General features: G+C 74.0%; 30 protein-coding genes and 1 riboswitch. Of the genes, 13 read left to right on the top strand and 17 right to left on the bottom strand.

Annotated elements, in window-relative coordinates; all coding sequences use genetic code 11:
- Together DLJ47_RS35725 and DLJ47_RS13110 are read left to right on the top strand one after the other, a co-directional pair.
- Positions 1-1,744: hypothetical protein (locus tag DLJ47_RS35725; protein ID WP_109900298.1), on the top strand; the 1,744-nt coding region annotated here is incomplete at its 5' end.
- A gap of 149 nt (positions 1,745-1,893) precedes the next feature.
- On the top strand, positions 1,894-3,726 hold the full coding sequence (locus tag DLJ47_RS13110; protein WP_109900297.1) for an NHL domain-containing thioredoxin family protein: 1,833 nt from the start codon (positions 1,894-1,896) through the stop codon (positions 3,724-3,726).
- An 87-nt stretch (positions 3,727-3,813) separates the two neighbouring features.
- Here DLJ47_RS13110 and DLJ47_RS13105 read toward each other — a convergent pair whose 3' ends face one another.
- From DLJ47_RS13105 to DLJ47_RS13095, 3 genes are read right to left on the bottom strand one after another with little or no spacing between them, the layout of a single operon-like run.
- Positions 3,814-4,563, bottom strand: coding sequence for a LamB/YcsF family protein (locus DLJ47_RS13105; protein WP_109900296.1), 750 nt, complete (start codon positions 4,561-4,563; stop codon positions 3,814-3,816).
- Positions 4,547-5,407: a 5-oxoprolinase subunit C family protein gene (locus tag DLJ47_RS13100; protein ID WP_109900295.1), complete on the bottom strand. Its 861-nt coding sequence runs from the start codon at positions 5,405-5,407 to the stop codon at positions 4,547-4,549. The genes DLJ47_RS13105 and DLJ47_RS13100 overlap by 17 nt, the downstream gene beginning before the upstream one ends.
- A complete protein-coding gene (locus tag DLJ47_RS13095; RefSeq protein WP_109900294.1) occupies positions 5,404-6,057 on the bottom strand; it encodes a 5-oxoprolinase subunit B family protein in 654 nt (217 codons plus the stop codon). The genes DLJ47_RS13100 and DLJ47_RS13095 overlap by 4 nt, the downstream gene beginning before the upstream one ends.
- Before the next feature lie 111 nt (positions 6,058-6,168).
- Between DLJ47_RS13095 and trhA the strand changes: the two genes are divergently transcribed.
- A complete protein-coding gene (gene trhA, locus DLJ47_RS13090) occupies positions 6,169-6,846 on the top strand; it encodes a PAQR family membrane homeostasis protein TrhA (RefSeq protein ID WP_109900293.1) in 678 nt (225 codons plus the stop codon).
- Here the strand turns inward: trhA and DLJ47_RS13085 are convergent.
- The gene (locus DLJ47_RS13085) at positions 6,843-7,361 is read right to left on the bottom strand and encodes a tetratricopeptide repeat protein (RefSeq protein ID WP_109900292.1); all 519 of its coding nucleotides are present in this window, start codon (positions 7,359-7,361) and stop codon (positions 6,843-6,845) included. The two genes, trhA and DLJ47_RS13085, sit on opposite strands and share 4 nt — an antisense overlap.
- A gap of 114 nt (positions 7,362-7,475) precedes the next feature.
- Between DLJ47_RS13085 and DLJ47_RS13080 the strand changes: the two genes are divergently transcribed.
- Positions 7,476-8,444 carry an ArsR/SmtB family transcription factor gene (locus DLJ47_RS13080; RefSeq protein ID WP_109900303.1) on the top strand — a complete coding sequence of 323 codons (969 nt, stop codon included), beginning with the start codon at positions 7,476-7,478 and terminating at the stop codon, positions 8,442-8,444.
- Between the two features lie 59 nt (positions 8,445-8,503).
- On the opposite strand, the gene DLJ47_RS13075 is transcribed toward DLJ47_RS13080, so the two are convergent.
- A complete protein-coding gene (locus DLJ47_RS13075; RefSeq protein WP_109900291.1) occupies positions 8,504-8,791 on the bottom strand; it encodes a DUF6458 family protein in 288 nt (95 codons plus the stop codon).
- Positions 8,792-8,906: 115 nt separating this feature from the next.
- On the opposite strand from DLJ47_RS13075, the gene DLJ47_RS13070 reads away from it, so the two are divergent.
- Positions 8,907-9,443, top strand: a complete 537-nt coding sequence (locus tag DLJ47_RS13070; protein ID WP_109900290.1) for a SixA phosphatase family protein — start codon at positions 8,907-8,909, stop codon at positions 9,441-9,443.
- A 114-nt stretch (positions 9,444-9,557) separates the two neighbouring features.
- Here DLJ47_RS13070 and DLJ47_RS13065 read toward each other — a convergent pair whose 3' ends face one another.
- From DLJ47_RS13065 to DLJ47_RS13050, 4 genes are all read right to left on the bottom strand, one after another.
- Entirely contained in the window at positions 9,558-9,827 is a 270-nt protein-coding gene (locus tag DLJ47_RS13065; RefSeq protein WP_088996804.1) for a DUF6458 family protein, read from the bottom strand.
- Positions 9,828-10,117: 290 nt separating this feature from the next.
- Positions 10,118-11,974 (bottom strand): acyl-CoA dehydrogenase, encoded by a 1,857-nt coding sequence (locus DLJ47_RS13060; RefSeq protein WP_109900289.1) that lies wholly within the window; start codon positions 11,972-11,974, stop codon positions 10,118-10,120.
- Positions 11,975-12,135: 161 nt separating this feature from the next.
- Positions 12,136-13,263: a PP2C family protein-serine/threonine phosphatase gene (locus DLJ47_RS13055; protein ID WP_088996802.1), complete on the bottom strand. Its 1,128-nt coding sequence runs from the start codon at positions 13,261-13,263 to the stop codon at positions 12,136-12,138.
- Between the two features lie 100 nt (positions 13,264-13,363).
- Positions 13,364-13,981: a septal ring lytic transglycosylase RlpA family protein gene (locus tag DLJ47_RS13050; RefSeq protein ID WP_109900288.1), complete on the bottom strand. Its 618-nt coding sequence runs from the start codon at positions 13,979-13,981 to the stop codon at positions 13,364-13,366.
- 220 nt (positions 13,982-14,201) lie between these two features.
- Here DLJ47_RS13050 and DLJ47_RS13045 point away from each other — a divergent pair, with 220 nt between their 5' ends.
- On the top strand, positions 14,202-14,753 hold the full coding sequence (locus tag DLJ47_RS13045; protein WP_109900302.1) for a phosphoribosyltransferase: 552 nt from the start codon (positions 14,202-14,204) through the stop codon (positions 14,751-14,753).
- Between the two features lie 70 nt (positions 14,754-14,823).
- Here DLJ47_RS13045 and DLJ47_RS13040 read toward each other — a convergent pair whose 3' ends face one another.
- On the bottom strand, positions 14,824-15,354 hold the full coding sequence (locus tag DLJ47_RS13040) for an alpha/beta hydrolase (protein ID WP_109900287.1): 531 nt from the start codon (positions 15,352-15,354) through the stop codon (positions 14,824-14,826).
- A gap of 103 nt (positions 15,355-15,457) precedes the next feature.
- Here DLJ47_RS13040 and DLJ47_RS13035 point away from each other — a divergent pair, with 103 nt between their 5' ends.
- Positions 15,458-15,889: an ASCH domain-containing protein gene (locus DLJ47_RS13035; RefSeq protein ID WP_088996798.1), complete on the top strand. Its 432-nt coding sequence runs from the start codon at positions 15,458-15,460 to the stop codon at positions 15,887-15,889.
- 40 nt (positions 15,890-15,929) lie between these two features.
- Here DLJ47_RS13035 and DLJ47_RS13030 read toward each other — a convergent pair whose 3' ends face one another.
- Positions 15,930-16,817, bottom strand: a complete 888-nt coding sequence (locus tag DLJ47_RS13030; RefSeq protein WP_109900301.1) for an LLM class flavin-dependent oxidoreductase — start codon at positions 16,815-16,817, stop codon at positions 15,930-15,932.
- 95 nt (positions 16,818-16,912) lie between these two features.
- Between DLJ47_RS13030 and DLJ47_RS13025 the strand changes: the two genes are divergently transcribed.
- Genes DLJ47_RS13025 through DLJ47_RS13015 form a run of 3 tightly spaced genes read left to right on the top strand, consistent with a single transcriptional unit; the run spans position 16,913 to position 19,202 of the window.
- Complete coding sequence (locus tag DLJ47_RS13025) at positions 16,913-17,233, top strand: PadR family transcriptional regulator (RefSeq protein WP_088998035.1); 321 nt, start codon at positions 16,913-16,915, stop codon at positions 17,231-17,233.
- Positions 17,234-17,259: 26 nt separating this feature from the next.
- Entirely contained in the window at positions 17,260-18,363 is a 1,104-nt protein-coding gene (locus tag DLJ47_RS13020; protein WP_109900286.1) for a hypothetical protein, read from the top strand.
- Positions 18,364-18,413: 50 nt separating this feature from the next.
- Positions 18,414-19,202 (top strand): aminoglycoside N(3)-acetyltransferase, encoded by a 789-nt coding sequence (locus tag DLJ47_RS13015; RefSeq protein WP_109900285.1) that lies wholly within the window; start codon positions 18,414-18,416, stop codon positions 19,200-19,202.
- Positions 19,203-19,232: 30 nt separating this feature from the next.
- Here DLJ47_RS13015 and DLJ47_RS13010 read toward each other — a convergent pair whose 3' ends face one another.
- A complete protein-coding gene (locus DLJ47_RS13010) occupies positions 19,233-20,477 on the bottom strand; it encodes an RNA polymerase sigma factor (RefSeq protein WP_109900284.1) in 1,245 nt (414 codons plus the stop codon).
- Positions 20,470-20,811 (bottom strand): YciI family protein, encoded by a 342-nt coding sequence (locus DLJ47_RS13005; RefSeq protein WP_109900283.1) that lies wholly within the window; start codon positions 20,809-20,811, stop codon positions 20,470-20,472. The genes DLJ47_RS13010 and DLJ47_RS13005 overlap by 8 nt, the downstream gene beginning before the upstream one ends.
- A gap of 145 nt (positions 20,812-20,956) precedes the next feature.
- A riboswitch (ZMP/ZTP riboswitch) is annotated at positions 20,957-21,039 on the top strand.
- An 11-nt stretch (positions 21,040-21,050) separates the two neighbouring features.
- Here DLJ47_RS13005 and DLJ47_RS13000 point away from each other — a divergent pair.
- Both DLJ47_RS13000 and DLJ47_RS12995 read left to right on the top strand, forming a co-directional pair.
- Positions 21,051-21,947, top strand: coding sequence for a bifunctional 5,10-methylenetetrahydrofolate dehydrogenase/5,10-methenyltetrahydrofolate cyclohydrolase (locus tag DLJ47_RS13000; RefSeq protein WP_109900282.1), 897 nt, complete (start codon positions 21,051-21,053; stop codon positions 21,945-21,947).
- Positions 21,948-22,032: 85 nt separating this feature from the next.
- A complete protein-coding gene (locus DLJ47_RS12995; RefSeq protein WP_109900281.1) occupies positions 22,033-22,407 on the top strand; it encodes a VOC family protein in 375 nt (124 codons plus the stop codon).
- A gap of 85 nt (positions 22,408-22,492) precedes the next feature.
- Here the strand turns inward: DLJ47_RS12995 and DLJ47_RS12990 are convergent, their stop codons facing one another.
- The 4 genes from DLJ47_RS12990 to DLJ47_RS12975 form a co-directional block, all read right to left on the bottom strand.
- On the bottom strand, positions 22,493-22,936 hold the full coding sequence (locus tag DLJ47_RS12990; RefSeq protein WP_109900280.1) for an SRPBCC family protein: 444 nt from the start codon (positions 22,934-22,936) through the stop codon (positions 22,493-22,495).
- A gap of 1 nt (position 22,937) precedes the next feature.
- Complete coding sequence (locus DLJ47_RS12985) at positions 22,938-23,315, bottom strand: ArsR/SmtB family transcription factor (RefSeq protein WP_109900279.1); 378 nt, start codon at positions 23,313-23,315, stop codon at positions 22,938-22,940.
- Positions 23,312-23,770, bottom strand: a complete 459-nt coding sequence (locus DLJ47_RS12980) for an SRPBCC family protein (protein WP_109900278.1) — start codon at positions 23,768-23,770, stop codon at positions 23,312-23,314. The genes DLJ47_RS12985 and DLJ47_RS12980 overlap by 4 nt, the downstream gene beginning before the upstream one ends.
- 157 nt (positions 23,771-23,927) lie before the next feature.
- The gene (locus DLJ47_RS12975; protein ID WP_109900277.1) at positions 23,928-24,989 is read right to left on the bottom strand and encodes an aldo/keto reductase; all 1,062 of its coding nucleotides are present in this window, start codon (positions 24,987-24,989) and stop codon (positions 23,928-23,930) included.
- 110 nt (positions 24,990-25,099) lie between these two features.
- Between DLJ47_RS12975 and DLJ47_RS12970 the strand changes: the two genes are divergently transcribed.
- Positions 25,100-25,753 carry a TetR/AcrR family transcriptional regulator gene (locus tag DLJ47_RS12970; protein ID WP_109900276.1) on the top strand — a complete coding sequence of 218 codons (654 nt, stop codon included), beginning with the start codon at positions 25,100-25,102 and terminating at the stop codon, positions 25,751-25,753.
- Positions 25,754-25,808 lie beyond the last annotated feature (55 nt).

Below are 25,808 nucleotides of genomic sequence, written 5' to 3'. Positions count from 1 at the left end.
CCCCGGCGGCGCCTGGGGCGGATCGGCCGACGACCCGGCACCGGCCCGCGACGAGCCCGGCGCCTGGGGTGCCGCCGCCGCGCCCCAGCCGGTCGACCGGCCTGACGAGAACGGCTGGACGCCGGCGGAGCCGGCCGCCACGCCACCCGCCCGCGCCACCGCGTCCGTGCCCGGCGACGGCGGACCGCCGGTCTGGTCGCCGGTCGCCGCCGGGCAGCCGCCGCAGCGGACCGGCGCCGACCGTCCAGCCCTCGACAACGACCTGCCCTCGCGGACGCCCAGCCTGCCCGACGTCGAGCCCTGGGATGCCGCCGAGGCGTGGGGCCGCGCCGACGCCGAGCCGGCCCGGGCCGACACCGACCGGGAGGCCGACCGGGCCGAGCAGTCCCCGATCTACCAGCCCGCCCCCGGGCCCGGCATCTCGCCGGCCAACGCGGTGCCGCTGCCCCCGCAGGAGCAGCGGGTGCCGGGCGCCAGCCTGGCCGCCGCGCCGCCGGCCGACTACACCCCGCCCGCCCAGTTCGCGCCGGAGCAGCCGGCGTACGCCGAGCAGTCCGCCCGCGAGGCCGGCGCGCCCGCGTACGAGCGGGAGCAGGCGGGCTGGGCGCCGGCCGGATCGCGGCACGAAAAGCCGCAGTCCCCGGCCGGTCCGGTGGTGCCCGCTCCGCGTACCTCCCCGGAGGCCGCCGAGCCCGCCGCCGGCAGCGTCTCGGCGAGCGCCGCGGTGCCGCTGGCCAGCCGGGTGATGCCCCCCGCCGACGAGGCGCTGCGACCGGCCGGCACGCCCACGCCGCAGCCCCGGGTGTACGGGCGCCCGGCCCGCCCGGAGCCGGTGGACGAGCCGGAGCCGGCCGAGCAGGAGGCGGTCCGCGCCGAGCACGCCCCGCCGCCACGGTTCGAGCCGACGCCGGAGCCCCGCTTCGACGACCGGCCGGCCGGGCCTAACGGCTTCGACGACCGGGTGGCAGCGGGCCCGAACGGCTTCGACGACCGCGCGTCCGCCGGGCCGAACGGCTTCGCCGGGGCCGCCCCGGTCGCGCCGGCCTCGCCCGCGCCGCCGCCGGCGTTCCCGCCCGGGGTGCCCTCCTTCGTCGACGCGCCGCCGCAGAACCGGCCGGTGAACGGGGTCCGGCCGCACGCCGGCGACCGTCCGGCCGACCAGTTCGGCGGCCCGGCCGACCAGTTCGGCGGCCCGGCGGACCACTTCGGCGGCCCGGGTGCCGGTGGCGGTGCGCCGGTGGGCGCTCCGGTGCCCGGTTACGGCCCCGCCCCGACGGCCGACCCGGCCCCGGGCGGCGGCTTCCCGCCGTCGTTCCCGCCGCCGGCGCAGCCGCCGGCCGGCCCGTCCTGGGACCAGCCCCCGGCCGAGCAGAACCGGTTCGACGCGTTCAAGCCGGAGGCGGAACCGAAGACCGAGGCGCCCACCCCCAAGGTGCGCAACGGCCGGGTGCTCGCCGCAGTGCTGGTGGCCGCCGTGCTGATCCTGGCCGTGCCGCTGGGCCTGCTGATGCTGCTCGGCAAGGTCGGCGGCTCCGACACGCCGGCGTTCGACCCGGCGGTCGGCACCTGCGTCAAGAAATCCGGCGACGGCGCGGCCGCCGCGGACTGCGCCGAGGCCGGCGCGTTCACCATCGTCTCCAAGGTGGACGCGCCGGAGAAGTGCGCCGACCCGGCCCAGCCGCACGTGCGGCTCGCCGGCGACGGGGCCAACCGGGTGCTCTGCCTGAAGCCCGCCGGGCAGTAGCCGGACGAGACGACCGGCGGGGCCACGGGTGACCGTGGCCCCGCCGCCGTTTCCGGCCCGGACGCGGCCCGACGGTCGCGGGCGGATGTGACGGAACCCGCGCCGGGGTACCGGCCGGAACGACGGGTGCCGTCCGGCAGACTGGCGGCATGAGCGCACGAGTACGGGCACCGGAGCTGCGCGGCCGGGGCTGGCTGAACACCGGCGGTCGGGAGCTGAAGCTCGCCGACCTGCGCGGCAAGATCGTAATCGCCGATTTCTGGACCTTCTGCTGCATCAACTGCCTGCACGTACTCGACGAGCTGCGCCCGCTGGAGGAGAAGTACGGCGACGTGCTCGTGGTGATCGGCGTGCACTCGCCGAAGTTCGAGCACGAGAAGGACGCGGACGCCCTCGCCGCGGCGGTCGAGCGGTACGGGGTCCACCACCCGGTGCTCGACGACCCCGAGCTGCACATGTGGCAGCAGTACGCGGCCCGGGCCTGGCCGACCCTGTCGGTGATCGACCCGGAGGGCTACGTGGTGGCCACCATGGCCGGTGAGGGGCACGCCGAGGGGCTGGCCCGGCTGATCGACGAGCTGATCGCCACCCACGAGGCCAAGGGCACCCTGCACCGCGGTGACGGCCCGTACGTGCCGCCGGCCGAGCCGGAGACGACGCTGCGCTTCCCCGGCAAGGCCGTGCTGCTGGAGAACGGCAACCTGCTGGTGTCGGACTCGGCCCGGCACTCGCTGGCCGAGCTGGCGCCGGACGGCGAGACGCTGGTCCGCCGGATCGGCTCGGGCAGCCGGGGCCGGGCCGACGGTCCGGCCGAGGCGGCCGGGTTCTCCGAGCCGCAGGGGCTCTGCCTGCTCCCCGCGCACGTCGCCGAGGTGGCCGGCTACGACCTGGTCGTCGCGGACACCGTCAACCACCTGCTGCGCGGCGTACGCCTGGCCACCGGCGAGGTGGTCACCGTGGCCGGCACCGGGCGGCAGTGGCGCTCCACCGTCGACGACCACGCCCACGACGCCCTCGCCGTGGACCTCTCCTCCCCGTGGGATCTGGCCTGGTACGACGACAAGGTGGTCATCGCCATGGCCGGGATCCACCAGCTCTGGTGGTTCGACCCGGTGAAGCGGACCGCCGGCATGTACGCCGGCACCACGGTTGAGGCGCTGCGCGACGGGCCGCTGGCCGACGCCTGGATGGCCCAGCCCTCCGGCCTGTCGGTCTCCGCCGACGGCGCCCGGCTCTGGGTGGCCGACAGCGAGACCAGCGCCATCCGGTACGTCGAGGACGGCGTGCTGGGCACCTCGGTCGGGCAGGGCCTCTTCGACTTCGGCCACGTCGACGGGCCGGCCGCGTCGGCGCTGCTCCAGCACCCGCTCGGGGTCTGCGCGCTGCCGGACGGCTCGGTGCTGATCGCCGACACCTACAACGGCGCGGTCCGCCGCTACGACCCGGCGGGCGACCAGGTCTCCACGGTCGCCGACGGGCTGGCCGAGCCGAGCGACCTGGTACTCACCCCGGATGGCGAGGTGCTGGTGGTGGAGTCCGCCGCGCACCGGCTCACCCGGTTGGCCCCGGGTGCGCTCTCCGCCGCCGGGGCGAGCACCGTCGACGGGCCCCGGCACCGCGCCGAGCGGAAGCCGACCGACGTCGCGGCCGGCGAGCTGTCGCTGGACGTCATCTTCACCCCGGCGCCGGGGCAGAAGCTGGACGAGACGTACGGGCCGTCCACCCGGCTGGTGGTCTCCGCGTCCCCGCCGGAGCTGTTGGTCGAGGGGGCCGGCACCGGCACCGAGCTGTCCCGCCGGCTGGTGGTCAACGGCGACGTCACCGAAGGCGTGCTCCAGGTGACCGCGCAGGCGGCGACCTGCGACGCCGACGTCGAGCACGCGGCCTGCCACCTGACCCGGCAGGACTGGGGCGTGCCGGTCCGGGTGGTCGACGGCGCCACCAGCCGCCTCCCCCTGGTCCTCCGGGGCCTCGACACCTGACCCCGGTCACGATCCGCGCAGCCGCACGGCAGGAGTGACCGCCGAGGGCGCTCCTGCCGTGCGGCTGTCCCGGTGACCGATCGGGGGTCAGGCGAACGGCTTGGGCGTGACGCCAGCGTCGATCAGAGCGGCGCGGACCAGCTCGGCGGCGGCCACCGCGCCGGGGCTGTCGCCGTGCAGGCAGATCGACTCCACGTGGCACGGGATCACGCTGCCGTCGACCGCCACCACGGTCCGCTCGGTGGCCATCCGGACGGCCCGGGCGGCCACCTCCTCCGGGTCGGTGACCAGCGCGCCGAACGCGGTGCGCGGCACCAGTTGCCCGTTGGGCAGGTAGCCCCGGTCGGCGAAGCCCTCGGCCACCACCCGCAGGCCGGCGCCGGCCGCGAGCTGGGCGAGCATCGAGCCGGGCGCGCAGAGCACCGGCAGCTCGTGGTCGTACTCGCCGACGGCGGCGACCACCGCCGCGGCCTGGGACTCGTCGCGGGCCGCGGCGTGGTAGAGCGCGCCGTGCGGTTTCAGGTAGCGCACCCGGCCGTGGAACACCCGGCAGAACGCGTCCAGCGCGCCGAGCTGGTAGATGATCTCGTCGCGCAGCTCGGCGAAGGCGTACGCGATGTGCCGGCGGCCGAACCCGGCGAGGTCCCGGTAGCCGACCTGGGCGCCGATCGCGACGCCCCGCTGGACGGCGGCGGCGCAGACCCGGCGCATGGTGGGCGGGTCGCCGCCGTGGAAGCCGCAGGCGACGTTGGCTGAGGTGACCAGGCCCAGCAGCGCGTCGTCGTCACCGAGCCGCCAGATGCCGAAACCCTCGCCGAGGTCAGCGTTGAGGTCCATGAAACCTCACCGTAGTGCCTGGCCGGGCCTGCGCGAGCGGGGTCACGTCGGCCACCACCCCGACGACCGGGTAGCCGCCGGTGGTCGGATGGTCGGCGAGGAAGACCAGTGGCTGACCGTCCGCCGGCACCTGCACCGCGCCGAGCACCAGCCCTTCGCTGGGCAGTTCCCCGGCCACCGCGCGGGGTAGCGGCGCGCCGGTGAGGCGCGCGCCGACCCGGTTGCTCAGCGGGCTCACCGCGTACGCCGTGCCGAGCAGCCGGTCCAGCGCGTCCAGGGTGAACCAGTCGTGCCGGGGTCCGAGCCGCAGGGCCAGCCGCAGCTCGGCCGGGGCCGGCGCGCCGACGGTCAGGTCCACCGGGGCGGGTGGCCCGGACGGCGTGCCCAGCGGCAGCCGGTCGCCGTCGCGCAGGGGTGCCGGGCCGAGCCCGGAGAGGGTGTCGGTAGACCGGCTGCCGAGCACCGGCTCGACGGCGATCCCGCCGCCGATCGCGAGCCAGTTGCGCAGCCCGTCGGGGGGCGGGCCGATCCGCAGCAGCGTGCCCGCCGGCACGGACAGCGGCCGGCCCACGTCGCCGGGGCGGTCGTCGACCCGGACGGTGGTGGCGGCGCCGGTCACCGCTACCGTGGCGGCCCGGGGGAACCGCAGCTCGCAGCCGGTCAGGGTGATCTCCAGGCCGGCTGCCGCCTCGGGGTTGCCGACCAGCCGGTTGGCCAGCCGCAGCGCGGCCGGGTCGAGCGCGCCGGAGCGGGGTACGCCGAGGTGCGCCCAGCCGGGCCGGCCCAGGTCCTGGACGGTGGTGAGCGCGCCGGCCCGGAGCACCTCGACGGTAGCGACCGTCATGCGGCCACCAGGCGTACCTCGGTGCCGGGGGTGAGCCGGGCGGGCGGGTCGGCGTGCACGTCGAAGAGGGTCGTCCCGGTGCGCCCGACCAGCAGCCAGCCGCCCGGTGAGGCGCTCGGGTAGATGCCGGCGTACGGGCCGGCCAGGGCGACCGAGCCGGCCGGCACCCGGGGACGCGGACTGGCCAGCCGGGGCACGGCCAGCCCGGCCGGCAGCCCGGTCAGGTACGCGAACCCGGGCGCGAAGCCGCAGAAGGCCACCCGGAACCGGGTCTGGCGCAGCCGCCGGACCACCGCCGGCACGTCCACGCCCCAGTAGCCGGCGACGGCGGGCAGGTCCGCCCCGTCGTACGTCACCGGAATCTCGACCGTCGCGGCGGCGGCCGTGGTGGCGGGCGGTCGCGGGGTCCAGCCGGCGATCCGGGCTGCGGTGGCGGCCGGGTCCGGCACGCCGTCGAGCAGGACGGTGCTGGCCGCCGGCACGATCTCGGCGGCGTCCAGCTCACCGCGTTCCCGGCGGCGCCACAGCTCGGCCCGCCACGCCTCGACCAGTTCCGCGACGTCCGGGCCGGCCGGTGCGGGCTCGCTGTGGGCTTCCGGTTCGGCGCAGTCGAGCAGCAGGGCGTGCGCCCCGACGGGTCGGATCCGCATCCGGCCATCCTCGCCGATCCGGCTGGGGTGGCGGGAGGGTCGGAGGTCCCGCGGCGGGAGTGACCGGTTGCACTACCAACAAGTAACCTACGGTGTCGTAACCTATGGGGCGTGACGACCTCCGCACCGCTTCGACTCAAGCCGGTCGACATCGGTAAACCCCGGATGCGCGGCTGGCTGCACACGTACGCGTTCTTCGTCGCCCTCGTCTGCGGGATCGTGCTCTGCTCGATCGCCGCCACCCGGCCCGGCTGGGCGCCGCTGGTCAGCTGCGTCGTCTACAGCCTGACGGTCTGCGGGCTCTTCGGCACCAGCGCCCTCTACCACCGTCGGGTGTGGTCGGAGCGCGGCTACCAGATCATGCGCCGGCTGGACCACTCGATGATCTTCGTGTTCATCGCCGGCACCTACACGCCGTTCTGCGTCCTGCTGCTGGACTTCCGGCCGGCGGTGGTCATGCTGTCGGTGGTCTGGGGCGGTGCGCTGGGCGGAGTGGCGCTCAAGCTGGTCTGGCCGCACGCGCCGCGCTGGGTCTCCGCGCCGCTCTACCTGGCCCTCGGCTGGGTGTCGGTGGCGATGCTGCCGGACATCCTGCACTCCGGCGGGGTGGCCGCGCTGGTGCTGCTGATCGTCGGCGGCGCCATCTACAGCGTCGGCGCCATCTTCTACGCGCTCCGCCGGCCCAATCCGTGGCCCACCGTCTTCGGCCACCACGAGTTCTTCCACGCCTGCACGCTGGTCGCCGCGATCTGTCACCACATCGCCATCTACTTCGCGCTCTTCGCCTAGCTGGCGGACTGGTCGGGCTCGATCAGGAGCCGGGCGTAGTTGGCCATCGACCGCTGATAGCGCGGCAGGTGCCGGGCGAGCGCCCCGACGGCGATCGACACCGCCTCCCGCTCCCGGCCGACGCTGGTCAGGGCCAGCGCGAGCGTCGCGCTGACCGCGTCGTCGAGCTCGTCGGAGCCGCGGTCGCGCTCCTCGGTCAGCAGCCGGACGCTCTCCTCGGCCTGCCCGATGTTCCGCAGCGAGCTGGACATCTGGATCACAGAGCGCCGCCGGCGGATGCCGTCGATGCCCAGCTCCAGCGCCTTGCGGTAGAGCGGAACAGCCTGGTCCGAATGACCGGTCGAGTCCCAGGCGCAGGCCCGCTCGAACGCCGCCACCGGATGGTCCGGCCCCAACTCGTCGGCGAGGACGCCAACCCGCTCGCGGAACTCCGCTTCGTCCCAGTCGTCGGGTGCCGCGTTGAAGGCCGCCCACAGGTCCGCGCTGCGCTGCTCCCAGTCGGCGCTCGGGTCCATCGTCTGCTCCTCATGATCGTCGTTCCGGACGGGAGAACTCTGCGACCGCTGGTACCGTGGCCGCCAGTGATTCGGCGACGGCCGAATCACTTTTCCTTTCGGACGGTGGTGCGGATGGCGATCACGCTGCGATTCAGCCCTGCCGACCTGCTGCGCTGCCGCTTCGCCAGCTCACCCATGTTCGAGACGCTCTCCGCGGTGCGTCTGCTCTCCCCGCGCGAAGGCGTCGGCCCGCACCGCCGTTGGCTCGACACCATCGACACGCGGGAACTCGACCTGCGGCCGATCGCCCTGCTCCAGCCGCGTCGCGGCTACACCCCCGACTTCCTCGCGCCGCCTCCGGTCAGCCCGCACGCCCGGTTCGAGGACGAGCTGGCGGCCGTGGCGGCCACTGATCCTGATCGGGTACGCGCAGAGGTGCGACGGTCACTGGCGGAGAGCCCGGGGGCGGCCGAGTCCGCCACCGGACGGCTCCTGCTGGGCGACCCGGCTCTCGTGCTCCGGACGCTGGTCTCCCTCGTGCGGCAGGCGTGGGAGGTCCTGGTCGAACCGGTCTGGCCGCAAATACGCGGGTTGCTCGACGCCGATGTGGGCTTCCAGACCCGACGTATGGCCGAAGGCGGTCTGGACCGGTTGTTCGCCGAACTGCATCCACGACTGCGGTGGAACAACGGCGTGCTGACCCGCGAGTACGGCGACGACGAACGTCGCGATCTGCGCGGCGAAGGGCTCGTCCTGGCGCCCAGTGCATTCAAGTGGGATCAGGTCATCGTCATCGTGGACCCGCCGTGGCAGCCCACAGTGATCTATCCGGCGCGCGGGCTCGGCACGCTCTGGCAGCCACTCTCCGCCGATCGGCACGCGGCGCTGGGCCGGTTGATCGGCACGACCCGGGCGGTGCTGCTGCTCAGCCTCGACGAGCCGGCCAGCACGACGACGCTGGCCCACCGCCACGCGCTGGCGGCCGGGACGGTCTCCGAGCACCTGTCGGTGCTGCGCGAGGCCGGGTTCGTCGCCGGGGAACGACACCGGCACGAGATCCGCTATCGGCGTACGCCCCTCGGCGAAGCCGTGCTCCGTTAGGAGGACGCGCGCCGGGGCCCCGCCACGTCGCGGAGCCCCCGGAAGAGTGGTTGGCGCTGTCAGACCGTCCGGCCCGGCCGGCGCACCTCGCGGTACTCCTGCACGACCCGGTCGTCCTGCACCGGCACGACCCGCTCGGCGACCACCCGGTCCTCGCGGGCGGGGGTGGCGACCACGGTGCGCCGCCGGGAGTTCCAGAAGTAGAGGGTGACGAGCAGGCCGGCGACCCCGGCGAGCATCAGCACCCAGCCGACGACGCTCAGGTCGAGCCAGCCCAGATCCGCCTGCACGGCGAACGCGAAGATCGCACCCAGTGCGATCAGGAAGATACTGCCACCAATGCCCATCTCGGCGCCTCCTCGGCTGTCAGCTGGCGTTTACCTCCGCCGCGGCCATCGGTGAGGTTGCGGCATCCATCGACTTACCCCGGCGCTGTGATCGCCAATCGGGCAAGCTGAGGACATGACGGACGCGTACGCCGAGGAACGGACGCTGGTGTTGCTCCGGCACTCCAAGGCCGAGCCGCCCGACGACGGGCCGGACGTCGACCGGGGCCTGTCCGTACGCGGGGCGGCCGACGCCGCGGCGGCCGGCGCCTGGCTGGCCCGGCGCGAGCTGCTGCCCGACGTGGTGATCTGCTCGGCCTCCCGGCGCACCCGGCAGACCTGGCACCGGGTGGCGATGGGCATGACCGGTACGCCGCCGGAGGGCGGTCCGGCGGGCCCCGCGCCGGCGGTGCACTACGAGGCCGACGCCTACGAGGCGCAGCCGGAGGACCTGCTGGCGCTGGTCCGGCGGGTCGACCCGGCCGCCCGGACGGTGCTGCTGGTCGCCCACAACCCGGGCATCTCGCTCTTCTCGGCGCTGCTCGACCCGGAGCGGGCGGACCAGGACGGCCTTCGCACCAGCGACGTCGTGGTGCACCGCACCGGGGTGACCTGGGCGGAACTGGGCCGGGGGCGAGCCGAGATCACCGACCGGCACACCGCCCGCGGCTGAGCCGGCGGGCGGGTGGACGTGGTCGAGCCACCCGCCCGGTGCTCGGCGGGTGGCTCGGGTACCGCTGGTGGACGCGGCGCTCCGGAGGCGGCCCTCAGGCCGTCGCCGGCCGGCTCACGAGGGCGGGGCCGTCGGCGGCGGCGGGTCCGGTGGGGGCGGCATCATCGCGGTCGGATGGGACAGCCGGTTCTCCTCCACGATGAGCGTCCGCGCCCGCTTGCGCCGGTCCTGCCAGAACCAGAGCGTGGTGAGCAGTACGGCCAGCCCGGCCAGGATGAAGACCCAGCCGACCGCGCGCAGGTCGATCCACCAGACGTTGGCCCGGATGGCGAAGGTCAGGATCGCGCCGATGGCGATGAGAAAGATCCCGCTACCAATGCCCATGTGCGCTGCACTCCCCCGTGCGGTGGCTCTGGGCGTGCTCTGACGTTCGTCGCGCGAGGGTTACCCGCCACACCGACGGGCTACCCGGCCGGCACCGGCAAATCCCGCGACTTCCCACCCGAGCGCGGTCGCACCCGCTATGGCCGACCCCGGGGCGATCCGGACGGCAGGGACCCGGAACGACACCCCGGCCCGGAGACACGCCGACGGCCGGCGGGCTGCTGCCCGCCGGCCGTCGGTGCCGGGTCACCCCGGCTTCGCCGCCGCGCCGGGGCGCGGTACGGCGTGACTCAGAAGGCCTCCTCCGGGAGGTCCATGACGTCCAGGTCGGTGCCCTCGATGATCCGCCGGTCGGCGCCGATGCGGGGCAGCACCTCGCGGGCGAAGAACCGGGCGGCGGCCACCTTGCCGGTGTAGAACGCCTTGTCGGCGGTGGACACCTCGCCGTTCAGGGCACTCAGCGCCACGTCGGCCTGCCGCTGGAGCAGCCAGCCGACCACCAGGTCGCCGATCGCCAGCAGGAACCGGCGGCTGCTCAGGCCGACCTTGTAGAGGGCCCGGGTGTCACCGCCCTGCGCCTCGCCCAGCCAGCCGGTCATCACACCGAGGATGTTCTGCACCTCGGCGAGCGCCTTGCCGAGCGCCTGCCGCTCCTCCTTGAGCTGGCCGTTGCCGCCCTCGGTGGTGATGAACTCCTGGATCTCGGCGGCCACCGCCATCAGGGCCTTGCCGTTGTCCCGGACGATCTTGCGGAAGATCAGGTCGAGGCTCTGGATCGCCGTGGTGCCCTCGTACAGGGTGTCGATCTTGGCGTCCCGGACGTACTGCTCCAGCGGGTAGTCCTGGAGGAAGCCGGAACCGCCGAAGGTCTGCAGCGCCTCGTGGCCGAGCAGCTCGTACGCCCGCTCCGAGCCGACGCCCTTGACCAGCGGCAGCAGCAGGTCGTTGACCCGCTTGGCGAGCTTGGTCGCCTTCTCGTCGCCGGCCGCCTCGGCGATGGCGACCTTGTCCTGCCAGGACGCGGTGTAGAGGACCAGCGCGCGCAGACCCTCGGCGTACGACTTCTGCAGCAGCAGCGAGCGGCGCACGTCCGGGTGGTGGGTGATGGTCACCCGGGGCGCGGTCTTGTCGGCCTGCTGGATCAGGTCGGCGCCCTGCACGCGGTTCTTCGCGTACTCCAGCGCGTTCAGGTAGCCGGTGGAGAGGGTGGCGATCGCCTTGGTGCCGACCATCATCCGGGCGTACTCGATGATCATGAACATCTGCCGGATGCCGTCGTGCTTGTCGCCCAGCAGCCAGCCCTTGGCCGGCACGCCGTGCTCACCGAAGGTCATCTCGCAGGTGTTCGAGACCTTGATGCCCATCTTGTGCTCGACGTTGGTGGCGAAGACGCCGTTGCGCTCGCCCAGCTCGCCGGTCTCCTCGTCGAAGTGGTACTTCGGCACGACGAACAGCGACAGACCCTTGGTGCCCGGGCCGCCCACGCCCTCCACGCCGACCGGCCGGGCCAGCACGTAGTGGACGATGTTGTCGGTCAGGTCGTGCTCGCCCGAGGTGATGAAGCGCTTGACGCCCTCGATGTGCCACGAGCCGTCCGGCTGCGGGATGGCGCGGGTGCGGCCGGCGCCGACGTCCGAGCCGGCGTCCGGCTCGGTGAGCACCATGGTGGAGCCCCACTGCTTGTCGATGAAGAGCTTGGCCCACTTCTTCTGCCGCTCGGTGCCCTCGACGTGCAGCACGTGCGCGAAGGACGGGCCGGAGGCGTACATCCAGACCGGGGCGTTCGAGCCGAGGACCAGCTCGGCGAGCGCCCACCAGAGGGCCCGCGGGGCGTTGGTGCCGTCCAGCTCCGGCGGCAGGTCGAGCCGCCAGAACTCGGACTCCATGAACGCCCGGTACGACTTCTTGAACGACTCCGGCAGCGGCGCGGTGTGCGTCGCCGGGTCGAAGACCGGCGGGTTGCGGTCGCTGTCCGAGTAGCTGGCGGCCAGGTCCTCGCGAGCGAGGCGGTCGACCTCGGCGAGGATGCTGCGCGCGGTGTCGACGTCGAGATCCGAGTACGGCTCCTGGCCGAACGCCCGGTCCGCCCCGAAGACCTCGAAGAGGTTGAACTCGAGGTCCCGAAGGTTGCTCTTGTAGTGGGTCATGCTCGCTGGCCCCGCTTCCGGACAGGTGTTACCGATCAGTAACCCAGACTGTATTACTCACGGGTAGGTACCGACAACCCGGTTCCGGAAGTGACAGCGATTACACACTTGCGGTTCAGCTGTCCGTCAGGCCCGGTACGCCGTGCCGGCGGCCGTCGCGCTCAGCTCTCGGCGGCGCCGACCTCCCAGCTGGGGACGGGCGTGTCCGAGCCGCCCCGGGAGCCGGTGTACTCCATCAGCACCAGGGCGATGTCGTCGTCGAGCCGGCCGTGCACCCACTCCACCAGCGCGGTCTCCAGCGAGGCCAGCCCGTCGGCGACGGTGCCGTGGCCGAGCAGCCGCCAGGCCCGGTCGGCGGTGGGGAAGAACTCCCCGTCCCGCCGGGCCTCGCCGAGCCCGTCGGTGAAGAGCAGCAGCCGGTCGCCCGGCTCCAGCCGCTCGACCCGGGGCCGGACCACCGGCATGAAGCCCAGCGGTGGGGCGGGCGCCGGCGGTTCCAGCGGGATCACCGCGCCCCGGCGCAGCAGTAGCGGCGGCGGGTGGCCGCAGTTGACGATGGTGAGCGTCCCGCCCCGCTCCTCGACCAGCGCCGCGGTGACGAAGTCCTCGTCGCCGACGCTGCGGGCCACCGCCCGGTCCAGGTCGGCCACCACGGCGCGCAGGTCGGCCCGCTCGTACGCGACGTGCCGGTAGGAACCCAGCACGATGCTGGCCAGCCGGACCGCCTCCAGCCCCTTGCCCCGTACGTCGCCGATGATCATGCGGACCCCGTACGGGGTGTCGATCGCCTCGTACAGGTCGCCGCCGATCTCGGCGGTGGCGGTGGACGAGATGTACCGACCGGCGACCGAGAGCGTGCCGACCTGCGGGCCGAGCGGGCGCAACACCGCCTGCTGGGCCACCGCCGCCAGCTTGGACAGCTCGGCGATCTGCTCGGCCTGCCGCTGCCGCACCGCGGCGACGGCGGCCGCGATGCCGGTGCCGAGCGCGATGCCGGCCACGTTCACCCCGTTGACCAGGGAGATCGACCAGTCACAGAGGGCGAACGTCGCGCCGATCGCAGTGGCCACGACCCCGACGCCGAGCACCACCCGCCAGGACGCCAGCGCGGCGGCCAGGAACGGCGCGGCCACCATGAGTGCGATGTAGTGGGCCGGCCGCCCGTCGGCCAGCTCGACCGAGGACACGATCGCGAGCAGGGCGAGGGCCGCGCCGAGACCGGCGCGGGATCCGGGGCTCAGCGGGCCGCGGCCCGACTGGAAGGGTTGCGTACGTACGAGGGACAGCATGCCTGATGGACGTGAACGGTTGAATGAACCTGACCCGTCGACTGAGGAGGTTCTGGCCGCGCGGACCCCGTCGGCGGGCCGATCGCCGTCGGGCACGGGCTCAGCCGAGCACCTCGTAGCGCACGTCCACGTGCCCGAGGTCGAGCGACGCGATCTCGGCGAACGCGGCCCGGGACAGGTCGATGCAGCGGCCCTCGATGAACGGCCCCCGGTCGTTGATCCGTACGGTCACCGACTTGCCGTTGTCCGGGTTGGTCACCCGGACCCGGGTGTTGAACGGCAGCGTCTTGTGCGCGGCGGTCAGCGCGTCCGGGTTGAAGTTCTCGCCGTTGGCGGTCAGTTGGCCGTCGGAGTAGAAGGAGGCGCCGCACGAGCCGCTCTCCACCACCTTGGTGGTGGCGGTCTTCTTCGCCGTCGCGGTCGGCTTCGGGCTGGCGGTGCGGGGCTTGCTCCGCGACGGCGCCTGCGGCGACCGGGTGGCCGTGGGGCTCGCGGTCACGCTCGGCGACGGGCTCAGGCTCGACGAGCTGGGCGCGGCGCTGGTGGGCGTGGCGGGCGAGAGGTCGACGGCGACCGGCCGCGCCGGCTCCGAGCCGGCGGTGAGCTGCACGGCGCCCACGGTGCCGCCGACGGCGAGCGCGACGCCGAGCGCCGCGGCGGCCGCGATCCCGGCCGGCGAGGAGAACCTGCGGGTACGGACGTGGTGCCTACCAGCCACCGGAACCGGTCCTTTCGCGATCTGAACAAACCGGCTCGGACCGTAACGAGAGAAGTACTTCCGAAGTCAACGTGATCATGGTGGTATGCCCGGAATTGCGGTGATACGTGTGGCCGATCATCCGACCCGAGGTGGGCCGCCCGGCCCGTCGACCGCCCGGTGACCGCCTGGTGCCCGCCTGCCCCGCCGGGGTTCGCGCCGATCCCGCAGGATGGGTGACATGCCCGCTGAGCTGAGCGAACGTCTGGCCGAGTTGTTCCGCTGGATCGACCCCGGCCCCGGCGCCAGCCACCTGGTCAGCGACGTCTCCGGCTGGTGGCGGGATCCGGACGTGCTCACCCGCCTGGGTCCGGCCCTGGTGGAGCCGTTCCGGGCGGCCCGGCCCACCGTGGTCGTCTCCCCGGCGGTCACCGGTTTCCTGCTCGGACCGCTCGCCGCGACCGCGCTCGGGGTGGGTTTCGTGCCGGCGCACAAGCCGGGCGACGGTCGCCTGCCGGCCGGGCCACTGACCTGGGCGCAGAGCCCGCCGGACTTCCGTGGTCGGCGGGTGGACCTGGCCGTGCGGGACAACGCCCTCGACCGGACCGACCGGGTGCTGGTGGTGGACGACTGGGTGGCCACCGCGGCACAGGTGCGCGCGATCTACGAGATCTGCGCCGCCCGGGGGGCCGAACCGGTCGGCACCGCCACCGTGGTCCTCGACTGCGCCCCGGAGGTCGCCGCCGAGCTACGGATCCTCGGGCTGGTGACGGCCGACGCCCTGCACGCCTGACCGGCCGGGCGGGGCCACCTCGCTGCCCGCAGTCGCGGCGAGTGGGCGTGGCACCGGGCGGCCGGCCGGCTCAGCGGACGAACTCCTCCACCGCGGTGCAGACCCGGCCGAGCGCCTCGGCCGAGCGGGCCAGCGGGCCCGGCACCATCAGCGCGTGGTCGGCCTGGTCGATCTCCACCACGTGCGGGGTGAGCCGGCGGGCGACCGCGCCGTCCCAGGACGGGTCGGCGGTGCCCCCGATCAGCAGGAACGGTGCGGTGGCGCGGTCCAGCGCGTCGACCACCGACGCCATGTGCAGCAGCGGGGTGAGCCAGACGGCGGGCAGCCCCCGGTCGGCGGCGAGCGGCGCGGCCAGCGTACCGAGGGACTTGCCAACCAGCAGTTCCATCCGCCCGGTGAGGGTCGGGGCGACCTGCCCGGTCACCCAGTCGGCGGCCGCGCCCGCCCCGTCCCGGTCCGACCCGAGCCCCTCGGGCACCTGCCAGGAGATGGCGTGCAGGGCGAAGCCGGCGCGGCGCAGCGCCTCACCGAGGTAGAGGAAGAGCGGGAACCGGGTGTCGTAGCCTCGGCCGGGGATGAGCACCGCACGCCGGTCCGCCATGGCTGCCTCCTGATCGTCGATCCGCCCACCGTATCGCCGGACCGTCCGTGCGTGGGGGACAAATGTGGCGACCCCCGACCGTCCCGGGCGTAGCCTCGGCAGGATGTGGCCTCGGATCGGTGGACTGCGCACGCTCGCCCTCGGCACTCCCGGCGAGCTGCGGACGCGGCTGAACACGCTGGTGCTGGCCGGGGTGAAGACCGCCACCGCCGGCCTGCTCACCGAGTACGCCGAGGAGGGCGAGGAGCTGGAGCAGGTCGGTGAGCGGCTGGTCCTCGTCGACGACGCGGACGCGCTGGCCGGCGTCGTCGAGGTGACCGGCGTCGAGGTGGTCCCGTTCGCCGAGGTGTCCTGGGACTTCGCCCGGTCCGAGGGGGAGGGCGACCGGTCGATCGAGGAGTGGCGGGCGGGGCACGCGGCCTACTGGGACCGGGTCGGCACCCCGGTCACCGATGACACCGACATCGTCTGCATCCGCTTCCGGCTGGTGTCCGCCGGCGAGGGCGGCGTGGCCACCGGCGACCTCGGTCCGTAGCCGACGGAACCGCCGTCGGTCGGGCCGGCGGAGGGACCGGTCAGCCGCGGCGCAGCTCGGGCAGCAGCCGGGTGGCCACGTCCACCAGCACCTCCTCGTCACCGGCGTACCAGCTGCTGGCCCGGGGCCAGTGGGTCACCACGTCGGTGAAGCCGAGCGCGGCGGCACGCTCGACCTGGTCGGCGAAGAACTGGGCGCTGCGCAGCGAGAATTCCGGCGCCGAGTCGAGCGAGAGGTAGCGGTCCAGGGTCGCCGGGTCGCGCCCGGCGGCGGCCAGTGTCTTGTCCAGCCGGGCGCACAGCTCGCCGACCCCGTCCCACCAGCTGTCCAGGTCGTCGCCGCCGGAGCCGGTGGTGACCCACCCCTGGCCGAACCGGGCCACCAGCTTCATCGAGCGGGGTCCGTTCGCCGCCACCACGAACGGCACCCGGGGCAGCTGGACGCAGCCGGGGTTGTTCCGGGCGTCCACCGCCGCGAACCAGTCACCCCGCCAGGTCGTCCCGTCCTCGCGCAGGACGAGGTCCAGCAGCTCGGTGAACTCGCCGAACCGGTCCACCCGCTGCCGCGGTGGCAGCGTCTCGCCGCCGAGCACAGCGGCGTCGAAGCCGATACCGCCGGCGCCGAGGCCGAGCAGCAGCCGGCCGCCGGAGACGTCGTCGAGCGCGGTCACCTGCCGGGCGAACGCGGCCGGGTGCCGGAAGTTCGGCGAGGCGACCAGCGTACCGAGGCGGATCCGGGAGGTCACCGTCGCGGCGGCGGTCAGCGTGGTCATCGAGTCGAACCACGGCCCGTCGACCAGGTCCCGCCAGCCCAGGTGGTCGTACGTCCAGGCGTGGTCGAAACTCCACTCGTCCGCCTGCCGCCAGCGGCGCTGCGACTCGGACCAGCGCTGGTCGGGAAGGATCACGATGCCAATCCGCATGATCAGCAGCCTAACCACCGGCACCGACGGAACTTGCCGAGTCGGGCAGCCGACCTTGACCATGTATCGATGATCTGAATATGTTGACCCGCGTGACCCCGATGCGCGAGCCGACGTTCCTCATCCTCACCGCGCTCGCCGCCGGCCCACGGCACGGCTACGGCATCATCCAGGAGGTCGCCGCCCTCTCCGAGCAGCGCGTCACGCTGCTGCCCGGCACCCTCTACGCCGCCCTCGACCGGCTCAGCGCGCAGGGGCTGGTCGCTCCCGACCGCGAGGAGACCGTCGACGGGCGGCTACGCCGCTACTACCGGCTCACCCCGGACGGCGTCACCGCCCTCGACGCCGAGACCGCCCGGCTGCGGCAGCTCACCACCGCCGCCGAGGCCCGGCTGCGCCCGCTCCGCCCGCGTACCGCCTGAACCGCGCCACCTTCGAAGGGACGGCCATGCCGCCGACCGGCGACCCACTCGCCCGCCGCTACCGGCGGCTGCTCTGCTGCCACCCGCGCGCCTACCGCCGCGCCCGCGGCGAGGAGATGGTCGGCGTGCTGCTGGACGCCGCACCACCCAGCCGCACCCGGCCGACCCCGCGGGAGGCGGTCGACCTGCTCCGCCACGGGCTGCGCTGTCGGCTCGGCCGCCCGGCCAGCCGTACGGTGGGCGTCTGGGCGACCCTCGCGGCCGTCATCTGCGGGCTGTTCACCGCGGCCGCCGCCACCCGGGTCGCCTGGGAGACCTCCCGCCCGCAGCCCGACCGCGCCGAGGCCGTCGCGCTCTTCGCCGACGTGTTCCCCGGTCACCGGCTCGGCGACGTCGAGCCCGCGGCGGCCCTGTTCACCTTCTACAGCCAGCCCCTGCGGCTGCGCAACCTCGACCAGGTGCTCTTCCCGGACGGCGGTGAGTACCAGCAGGGCGAGACGCTGCTCACCGCGGCCGGCGCGCCCCCCGCGCCAGCCGAGCGGACGGTCGCCGACACCGAGCGGCGGCTCCGGGAGGCCGGCTGGCAGTTGTACGAGCCGATGGTCACCGGGGACTCCGGTTGCACCGACAAGTGGTGCGCCTCGGTCGTGCGGTACACCCAGACCACCGTCCTGGCCCGGCGCGGCGACACCGCGCTGCGGGTGACGATCACCTCGCCGCCCCAGGGGGTCAGCAGCTACCTGGTGGTCACCATGAACCGGACCGCGCCGCCCGCGGTGCTGCCCGCCGGCCTGCTCGGTGGCCTGCTCGGCGCCGGCCTCGGCTGGCTGGTCTTCGGGTGGGCGAGCCGGCGCACCGAGGCCGCGCACCCGGCCCGCGGGGCGGTCACCGTCCTGTTCGCGGTGAGCATGTTCCTGTGGTGGTCACCGGTCCTGCTGACCGTCCCGCACCTGCTCGGCCACCACCTCGACGAACCGCACCCGAGCTGGCACCCGCTGTGGGAATGGCTCGGGCAACCCGCGCTCGCGATGTTCTTCGTGGCCGGCGCGCTCTGCGCGCTGCTCGGGCTGGCGCTGGCCGCCCTGCCGCGCCGCGCCGCCGACCCGCTGCCCACGGCCGCGGCGGGCTGACCGCCGGAAACCGATGGGCGACGGCACTTCCGCCTCGTACGCTGCGCCGCGTGGACCAGTCGATGCCGCACACCGTGGACAGCCTCGCGTCGGACCTGCGCGCCCTCGGCCTCGCCGCCGGTGACGTGGTGCTGGTGCACTCGTCGTACCGGAGTCTCGGGTTCGTCGCCGGTGGCACCCAGGCGGTCGTGCAGGCGCTGCTGGCCGCCGTCGGCCCCGACGGGACCCTGGTCGTACCGACCCACACGCCGGACAACACCGACCCGGCCGGCTGGCGGCACCCGCCCGTACCGGAGGCGTGGTGGCCGGTGATCCGGGAGCGGACGCCCGGCTTCGACCCGGCGCGCACGCCCAGCCGGTACATGGGGATCCTGGCCGAGACGGTCCGCACCTGGCCGGGGGCGCTGCGCAGCGACCACCCGCAGGTCTCCTTCGCCGCCCTCGGCCGGCACGCGGCGGAGGTGGTGGCCGGGCACCCGCTGGACGACGCGCTGGGCGAGCGCTCGCCGCTCGGCGTGGTGTACCGGCTGGCCGGCAAGGTGCTGCTGCTCGGCTGCGGGTACGACTCGAACACCTCCCTGCACCTCGCCGAGTACCGGCAGGCCGCGCCGCCGCGCGCGGCGACCGGGTCGTCCCTGCGGCAGCCGGACGGAACCAGCCGGTGGGCCACCTGGGTCGACGTGGTGACCGACGAGAGCGACTTCGACCGCCTGGGCGCCGACTTCGACGCCACCGGGCGGGTGACGACCGGTCGGGTCGGCTCGGCGACCGCCCGGCTGATGCCGCAGCCCGCACTGGTCGACCACGCCACCGCCTGGATGGCCGCGCACCGGCACTGACGGTGGGCACCTGATCCGGTCGGCGGCGGTTCAGGTCGACAGGTCGGCGGCGCGGTCCAGCAGGGCGCGCCGCTCGGACTCCGCCCTGCACATCGCGGCGGCCCGCCGGAACAGCGCCGCCGCCCGCTCACGGTCCCCCTGGCGGGCGGTCAACTCGGCCTCGGCCGCCACGGCCGGCGGGTAGCCGTCCAGCGCCCCGCCGGCCCGGGCCTCGGCCAGCAGCGCCAGCCCGGCCGCCGGCCCGTGCGCGAAGCCGTGCGCCACCGCGCGGTTCAGCCCGATCACCGGTGACGGCTGGATCCGGGCGAGGTCGTCGTACGCCCGGGCGATGGCCGGCCAGTCGGTGGCCGCGGCGGAGGCGGCGGTGGCGTGGCACGCGGCGATCCGGGCCTGGAGGGCGTACGGGCCGGCCGGGCGCGCCCGGGCCAGGAGGTCCACGGCCTCGGCGATCGCCGCGTGGTCCCAGCGGGCCCGGTCCTGCCGGTCGAGGGTGAGCAGGTTGCCGTCGGCGTCGCGCCGGGCGTCCCGACGGGAGTGCTGCAACAGGAAGAGCGCGAGCAGCGCGGCGACCTCCGGCTGGTCGGGCATGAGCCGGACGAGCAGGCGGGCCAGCCGGATCGCCTCGTCGGCGAACGCGGGCTCGCCGTCGGCGTCGTAGCCCCGGGTGAAGAGCAGGTAGAGCACCGCGAGGACGCCGGGCAGCCGCTCGGCCAGCATCGGACCGGTCGGCACCCGGTAGGGGATGCCGGCGCTGGTGATCCGGGTCTTCGCCCGGGTCAGTCGCCGGGTCATCGTCGACTCGCTGACCAGCAGGGCGCGCGCGATGTCGGCGGTCGGTACGCCGCAGACGACGCGCAGTGTCAGCGCCACCCGGGCGTCCAGCGACAGCGCCGGATGGCAGCAGGTGAAGACGAGCCGTAGTCGGTCGTCCACGATCTCCTCCCCGGTCGCGGCCTCCCGGCCGACCGCGCTGGATTCCGGGTCGGCCAGCGTGAGCAGCGCCAGCTCGTGCAGCTTGCGGCGTTCGACGGAGGCCCGGCGTAGCACGTCCAGCGCGCGGTTGCGGGCCACCGTCATCAGCCAGCCGCCCGGGTTGGCCGGCACGCCGTCGCCGGGCCACCGTTCGAGGGCGAGCGCCAGCGCCTCCTGGGCGCAGTCCTCGGCCAGCGTCCAGTCCCCGGTCACCCGGATCAGCGCGGCGACGATCCGGGCGTACGAGTCGGCGCAGGCGGTCGCGACGGCGTCCGCCGTCGCGACCGCCGGTGGGTCAGTCACCCGGGGCCAGGTCGGCGAAGGGGCGCAGCTCGATCCGGCCCGCGCGGGCCATCGGGTGGGTCCGCGCCACCTCGATCGCCTCGTCCAGGTCGGCGCACTCCAGCAGGTCGAAGCCCACGATCACCTCCTTGGTCTCGGTGAACGGACCGTCGGACACCAGCAGCTCGCCGTTGCGCACCCGGACCGTGGTGGCCGCCGTCGTCTCGGCCAGCACGTTGCCGGTCAGCCGGCGGCCACGGGCGTCGTTCTCGGCCACCCACGCCTCGATGTCCGGCCAGTTCTCCCGGTCGGTGTCGGGCTCGGTGTCGCTGCAGACGAACATCATGTACTTCATCTCGGCACTCCCTGATCGGTGATTCTCACCAGGGTGACGAACGGGTGGCCCGGTTCCGGACCGCACCGGCCAAGATTTTTCCCGGCGACGGTGTCGGCGGCGCCCGGGGGTCGCCTGGCGCCGCCGACGCCGGATGGGGCAAGCTGGACGGGAACGCGACTGGCGGCACGGGGATGGCACCAACCATCGGGGAGCTCGCCGTGGGAGTCGACCGCCTGGGCACCCACGTTGGGGGAGCCATGCCCATCGCAGACGACACCGCCGTGATCCCGCACACCGTCCGGCTGCTGTCCGGCAAGCCGCTCGCCGAGAAGGTCTTCGCCGAGGTGGCCGACCGGGTGTCCCGGCTGCGCCGGGCGGGCGTCGTGCCGGCGCTCGCGACCGTGCTGGTCGGTGACGACGACGCCAGCGCCGGTTACATCCGGATCAAGCAGCGCCAGGCCGCGGAGCTGGACTTCGAGTCGCCGCACACCCACCTGCCGGCCGACGCCACGCAGGAGGACCTGCACCGGGTGATCGCCGGCTACAACGCCGACCCGGGGGTGCACGGGCTGCTCGTGCAGTACCCGGTCCCGGCCCACCTCGACTACGACCGGGCGTTGCAGAGCGTCGACCCGGACAAGGACGTCGACGGGATGCACCCGCTCAACATCGGGCGGCTGGCGCTCGGGCTGCCCGGGCCGCTGCCCTGCACGCCGGCCGGCATCGAGGCGCTGCTGGCCCACTACGACATCCCGGTCGCCGGGCGCGAGGTGGTCATCCTCGGCCGGGGCGCGACGCTCGGTCGGCCGCTGTCGATCATGCTGGCGCAGAAGCGGCCCACCGCCAACGCGGCGGTCACCGTCGTGCACACCGGCGTGCCGGACTGGGACCGCTACACCCGGCGCGCCGACATCCTGGTCGCCGCCGCCGGCGTACCCGGGATCATCCAGCCGGAGCACGTCAAGCCGGGCGCGGTGGTGATCGGGGCCGGCGTCCGCTACGAGGGCCGCCGGCTGCTGCCGGACGTCGACGAGTCGTGCGCCGAGGTGGCCAGCGCGATCACGCCCCGGGTGGGCGGGGTCGGCCCGACCACGGTGGCGATGCTCTTCCGCAACGCCGTCGACGCCGCGGAACGGCTGAGCGGGCGCGCCTGAGCCGCGGCGTCCCGGCCGGCCGGGCGGACGGCCGGCCGGAGCGCTCGTGCTTGACGCACGCCGATACCTGGGTATGGACGGTGGTATGGGAGATCGACCTCGGCTGACGCTGACCGCCACCGTGCTGGATTCGCCCGACGCCCGGGAACTGGCCGGGTTCTACGAACGCCTGCTCGGGTGGTCGCGCGACGAGGACGAACCGGACTGGGTCACGTTGCGCGCGCCGGGCGGCGGCGCCGGCCTGGCGTTCCAGACCGAGTCGAACCACGTACGGCCGGTCTGGCCGGCCGGGCCGGGAGATCCGCAGATGATGGTCCACCTCGACATCCAGGTCGACGACCTGGACGCGGCCTCCGCCCACGCCGTCGCCGCCGGGGCCACCCTGGCGGAGTTCCAACCCCAGGACGACGTACGGGTGCACCTCGACCCGGCCGGCCACCCCTTCTGCCTCTACCTCTGAGCGGGTGCCGAACCCGGTTCCATCTCTGAGCGGGTGCCGCGCCCGGACCGGCGTCGGCGCGTCGGTCCGGGCCCGGCAGCCGGGATCAGTGCCAGTCGCTGATCCGGACGTCGTCCGGCGCCGGCCTGCCGCGCCCGGTCTCCACCAGCTCCTTGAGACTCAGCAGGAACGTCGCCCACTTGGTGCTGCAGTGGTGCATGAACTCGACCGGCTCGCGCCAGCCCTCGTGCCGGAACTGGACGATGGTGTACTCGCCGCGCTGGTCGAGGCGCCAGTCGATCTCGGTGCCGACCCATTCCGCGGGCCCGTCGGTGACCCGCCACCGGACGCGGCCGGCGGGATCGAGCTCCAGGACCTCCATGTCGAAGCCGCCGACGTCGCCGAACCGGAACGCCAACTGCCCGCCGACCTCGCTCTTGCCCGTGGTGTCCGTCGTCCACCAGCCGGCGATGCCCTCCGGCGTTGCCACCGCCCGGTAGACGTCGTCGAGCGGGGCGACGACGCCGACCCGGTGCAGGATGTCGACCATCTCAGTCTCCTTGGTTGTTGTCGTGGCTGCGTTCGACGTGGTTGTTGTCGCGGCTGCGTTCGATCGCCTCGGCGATCCGCTTGATCCGGCGGAGTCGGGCGTCCCAGGTGGCGCCCACCGCCGACAACTGGGCGACAGCTCGGGCGAGCTGCGCCTCGTCGACCTGGTAGCGGCGCTCCCGACCGGCCGGGGTGCCGTGCACCAGGCCGACCCGGTCCAGGACGGCCAGGTGCTTCGAGACGGCCTGGCGGGTGACGGGCAGCCGGTCGCTCAGTGACGTGGCCGTGCCCGGCCCGCCGGCGAGCAGAAGATCGATCATCGTACGCCGGATGGGGTCGCCGACCGCCGACCACAGCTCGTCGTCGATCGCCGTGCTCATGCGGTGGCGACCAGCCGCGCCACGTACGCGCCGAGCGCGGGGAGGTAGTGGTCCCAACCGCTCTCGTGGTCGCGGTACTGCGCCTCGAGCTGGGCGATCTCCCAGCCCATCTCCCGGAACCCGGTCTCCGTCATCCGGACCCGGGTGCCCCCGCCGGCGGGGACCAGGTCGAAGGTGACGAACAGCGAGTTCCCGGCCCGGTCCGGGTCCGAGTAGCACCACCGGAACGAGAACCGCTTCGGTGGATCGACCTCGACGACGGCGAGGGCGACGGTCGTCGTCTCGCCGGTCTCCGCGTCGCGCCAGACGAGCTCGCCTGGTGCGCCGGCGACCGGCTCGAACCGCGCGTCGTCGGGCCACCACTCCCGCATGTGCTCGGGCCGGCTGATCACCTCGAAGACCACCTCGGGCGAGGCGTCGACCTGGATGTCGCGCTCGATCGATCCGTACTCCATGCCTACCACCCTTTCGCAACCTTTGGTTGCGTCTAACCTACCCAGCCACCTCCCGATGCGCAACCTTCGGTTGCATGTTCAGGCCGGTCGGGCGGCCAGCGCCAGGGCGGCACCTGGCGCAGCACGCCCGCGGAGCCGAGACCTCGTCGTTCCTGGGTCAACCCCGACCGGGGTGGACCGCGGCGGGGACCGCCGGCGGGTTGACGCGAGCGAACCCCTCCTGCCGGTGGTAGGGGAAGTACGGGTAGAGCGGCGTCGTCGCGCTCGCCGCGTCGAGCCGCGCCACCTGCTCGTCGCTGAGCGACCAACCAACGGCGCCGAGGTTCTGGCGGAGTTGGGCCTCGTTCCGGGCGCCGACGACAACTGACGACACGGTCGGGCGTCGCAGCAACCAGTTGAGGGCGATCTGCGGTACGGCCCTGCCGGTCTCCGCCGCGATCTCGTCGAGGACATCGACCACCCGGTAGAGCAGCTCGTCGGGAACCGGCGGGCCGTAGTCGGCGGTCTGGTGCAGGCGACTCTGTGCCGGCAGCGGCGCGCCCCGGCGCACCTTGCCGGTGAGCCGGCCCCAGCCGAGCGGGCTCCAGACCACGGCGCCAACCCCCTGGTCACGCCCGAGGGGTAGCAGCTCCCATTCGTAGTCGCGCCCGACGAGGGAGTAGTAGACCTGGTGGGCGACGTGGCGGGGGTAGCCGTAGCGTTCGGCGACGGCGAGGGACTTCATCAACTGCCAGCCGGCGAAATTGGAGACGCCGACATAGCGGATCTTCCCGGCTCGTACGAGGTCGTCGAGCGTCGAGAGCACCTCCTCGATCGGGGTGCCGGCGTCGAAGGCGTGCAGCTGAAAGAGATCGATGTAGTCGGTACCGAGCCGACGCAGTGCGTCCTCACACGCTCGGATCAGCCGGAGCCGCGAGGAGCCGGCGTCGTTGGGTCCGTCGCCCATCGGGAGGCCGCTCTTCGTCGAGAGGATGAGGCCGTCCCGGCGCCCCTTGATCGCCGCGCCCAGCACCTCTTCGGAGGCTCCGTCGGAGTAGACATCGGCGGTGTCGAACATCGTGACGCCGGCGTCCAGGCAGATGTCCACGAGCCGCCGGGCCTCCGGCACGTCCGTGGTGCCCCAGGCTCCGAACAACGGCCCCCGACCGCCGAAGGTGCCGGCGCCGAAGCTCAACACGGGCACCTTGAGGCCGGACGCTCCCAGGCGTCGAAATTCCATGACCGGTCCTTCCCTAGATTCGCAGCAGCAGCATTTAACGGAACTGTAGTTCCGTTAGATGCTTGGTTACGATAGCAGCGACCCGCCCTTAACGAAACTGGAGGCCCGTTATGGCGGCTGACGAGGCGCCGGCTGGGACGCTGCGGCCCGGCGGGCGGACCGCGCGGGTGCGGCAAGCGGTGTTGCGGGCTACCGGAGACGTACTGGCCGAGAAGGGCTTCCGTCACCTGGACCTGGGGGAGGTCGCCGAACGCGCCGGCGTCGGCAAGACGACCGTCTACCGCCGCTGGGGCTCGGCCGCCGGACTGGTGGCCGAGTTGCTGGTGGAGATGGCCGAGGAATCACTGCCCCGAACCGACACCGGGTCGCTCCTCGACGATCTGCGGGCGAACGCCCGACTCGTGCAGCGCACGCTGACCGACCCGCGACAGGGGCCCCTCTTCAAGGCGGTGATCGCAGCCGCCAGCTGGGACGAGCGGACCGCGGCGGCCCTACACCGGTTCTACGACACGCGCCTGCAGGAGTGGGCGCCCTGCGTGCGGCGAGCCGCCGATCGCGGCGAGGTGCCCGCCGGCACCGACGCCCGCGAGGTGATCCGCGCCGTTTCCGCTCCGCTCTACCATCGCCTGCTGCTCAGCGGTGACCCACTCGACGAGGCCGCCGCGGACCGCGCCGCCGAGGCCGCCGCAGCTGCGGCACGGGCCGGTGCGTACGTCGTGCCAGCGGCGAGGTCCGCCAATTCGGCCACCGGCCACCTGTCCTGATGCGACGTGGCGGGAGATGCAGCGCTGACAGTGCTACCCGCCAGTCACGCCGCAG

Source organism: Micromonospora sp. S4605, from assembly GCF_003176715.1.
GTDB lineage: Bacteria > Actinomycetota > Actinomycetes > Mycobacteriales > Micromonosporaceae > Micromonospora > Micromonospora echinaurantiaca.
Note: the sequence above shows the minus strand (reverse complement) of the source record. Positions and strands in the feature narration are given on the sequence as shown.

What these genes read in the sequence shown, in the direction of transcription:
- DLJ47_RS13110 (WP_109900297.1), top strand. Translation starts at nt 1,894, where the DNA reads ATGAGCGCACGAGTACGGGCACCGGAGCTGCGCGGCCGGGGCTGGCTG.
- DLJ47_RS13105 (WP_109900296.1), bottom strand. Translation starts at nt 4,563, where the DNA reads ATGGACCTCAACGCTGACCTCGGCGAGGGTTTCGGCATCTGGCGGCTC.
- DLJ47_RS13100 (WP_109900295.1), bottom strand. Translation starts at nt 5,407, where the DNA reads ATGACGGTCGCTACCGTCGAGGTGCTCCGGGCCGGCGCGCTCACCACC.
- DLJ47_RS13095 (WP_109900294.1), bottom strand. Translation starts at nt 6,057, where the DNA reads ATGCGGATCCGACCCGTCGGGGCGCACGCCCTGCTGCTCGACTGCGCC.
- DLJ47_RS13085 (WP_109900292.1), bottom strand. Translation starts at nt 7,361, where the DNA reads ATGGACCCGAGCGCCGACTGGGAGCAGCGCAGCGCGGACCTGTGGGCG.
- DLJ47_RS13080 (WP_109900303.1), top strand. Translation starts at nt 7,476, where the DNA reads ATGGCGATCACGCTGCGATTCAGCCCTGCCGACCTGCTGCGCTGCCGC.
- DLJ47_RS13075 (WP_109900291.1), bottom strand. Translation starts at nt 8,791, where the DNA reads ATGGGCATTGGTGGCAGTATCTTCCTGATCGCACTGGGTGCGATCTTC.
- DLJ47_RS13070 (WP_109900290.1), top strand. Translation starts at nt 8,907, where the DNA reads ATGACGGACGCGTACGCCGAGGAACGGACGCTGGTGTTGCTCCGGCAC.
- DLJ47_RS13065 (WP_088996804.1), bottom strand. Translation starts at nt 9,827, where the DNA reads ATGGGCATTGGTAGCGGGATCTTTCTCATCGCCATCGGCGCGATCCTG.
- DLJ47_RS13060 (WP_109900289.1), bottom strand. Translation starts at nt 11,974, where the DNA reads ATGACCCACTACAAGAGCAACCTTCGGGACCTCGAGTTCAACCTCTTC.
- DLJ47_RS13055 (WP_088996802.1), bottom strand. Translation starts at nt 13,263, where the DNA reads ATGCTGTCCCTCGTACGTACGCAACCCTTCCAGTCGGGCCGCGGCCCG.
- DLJ47_RS13045 (WP_109900302.1), top strand. Translation starts at nt 14,202, where the DNA reads ATGCCCGCTGAGCTGAGCGAACGTCTGGCCGAGTTGTTCCGCTGGATC.
- DLJ47_RS13040 (WP_109900287.1), bottom strand. Translation starts at nt 15,354, where the DNA reads ATGGCGGACCGGCGTGCGGTGCTCATCCCCGGCCGAGGCTACGACACC.
- DLJ47_RS13035 (WP_088996798.1), top strand. Translation starts at nt 15,458, where the DNA reads ATGTGGCCTCGGATCGGTGGACTGCGCACGCTCGCCCTCGGCACTCCC.
- DLJ47_RS13025 (WP_088998035.1), top strand. Translation starts at nt 16,913, where the DNA reads ATGCGCGAGCCGACGTTCCTCATCCTCACCGCGCTCGCCGCCGGCCCA.
- DLJ47_RS13020 (WP_109900286.1), top strand. Translation starts at nt 17,260, where the DNA reads ATGCCGCCGACCGGCGACCCACTCGCCCGCCGCTACCGGCGGCTGCTC.
- DLJ47_RS13005 (WP_109900283.1), bottom strand. Translation starts at nt 20,811, where the DNA reads ATGAAGTACATGATGTTCGTCTGCAGCGACACCGAGCCCGACACCGAC.
- DLJ47_RS13000 (WP_109900282.1), top strand. Translation starts at nt 21,051, where the DNA reads ATGCCCATCGCAGACGACACCGCCGTGATCCCGCACACCGTCCGGCTG.
- DLJ47_RS12995 (WP_109900281.1), top strand. Translation starts at nt 22,033, where the DNA reads ATGGGAGATCGACCTCGGCTGACGCTGACCGCCACCGTGCTGGATTCG.
- DLJ47_RS12990 (WP_109900280.1), bottom strand. Translation starts at nt 22,936, where the DNA reads ATGGTCGACATCCTGCACCGGGTCGGCGTCGTCGCCCCGCTCGACGAC.
- DLJ47_RS12985 (WP_109900279.1), bottom strand. Translation starts at nt 23,315, where the DNA reads ATGAGCACGGCGATCGACGACGAGCTGTGGTCGGCGGTCGGCGACCCC.
- DLJ47_RS12980 (WP_109900278.1), bottom strand. Translation starts at nt 23,770, where the DNA reads ATGGAGTACGGATCGATCGAGCGCGACATCCAGGTCGACGCCTCGCCC.
- DLJ47_RS12975 (WP_109900277.1), bottom strand. Translation starts at nt 24,989, where the DNA reads ATGGAATTTCGACGCCTGGGAGCGTCCGGCCTCAAGGTGCCCGTGTTG.
- DLJ47_RS12970 (WP_109900276.1), top strand. Translation starts at nt 25,100, where the DNA reads ATGGCGGCTGACGAGGCGCCGGCTGGGACGCTGCGGCCCGGCGGGCGG.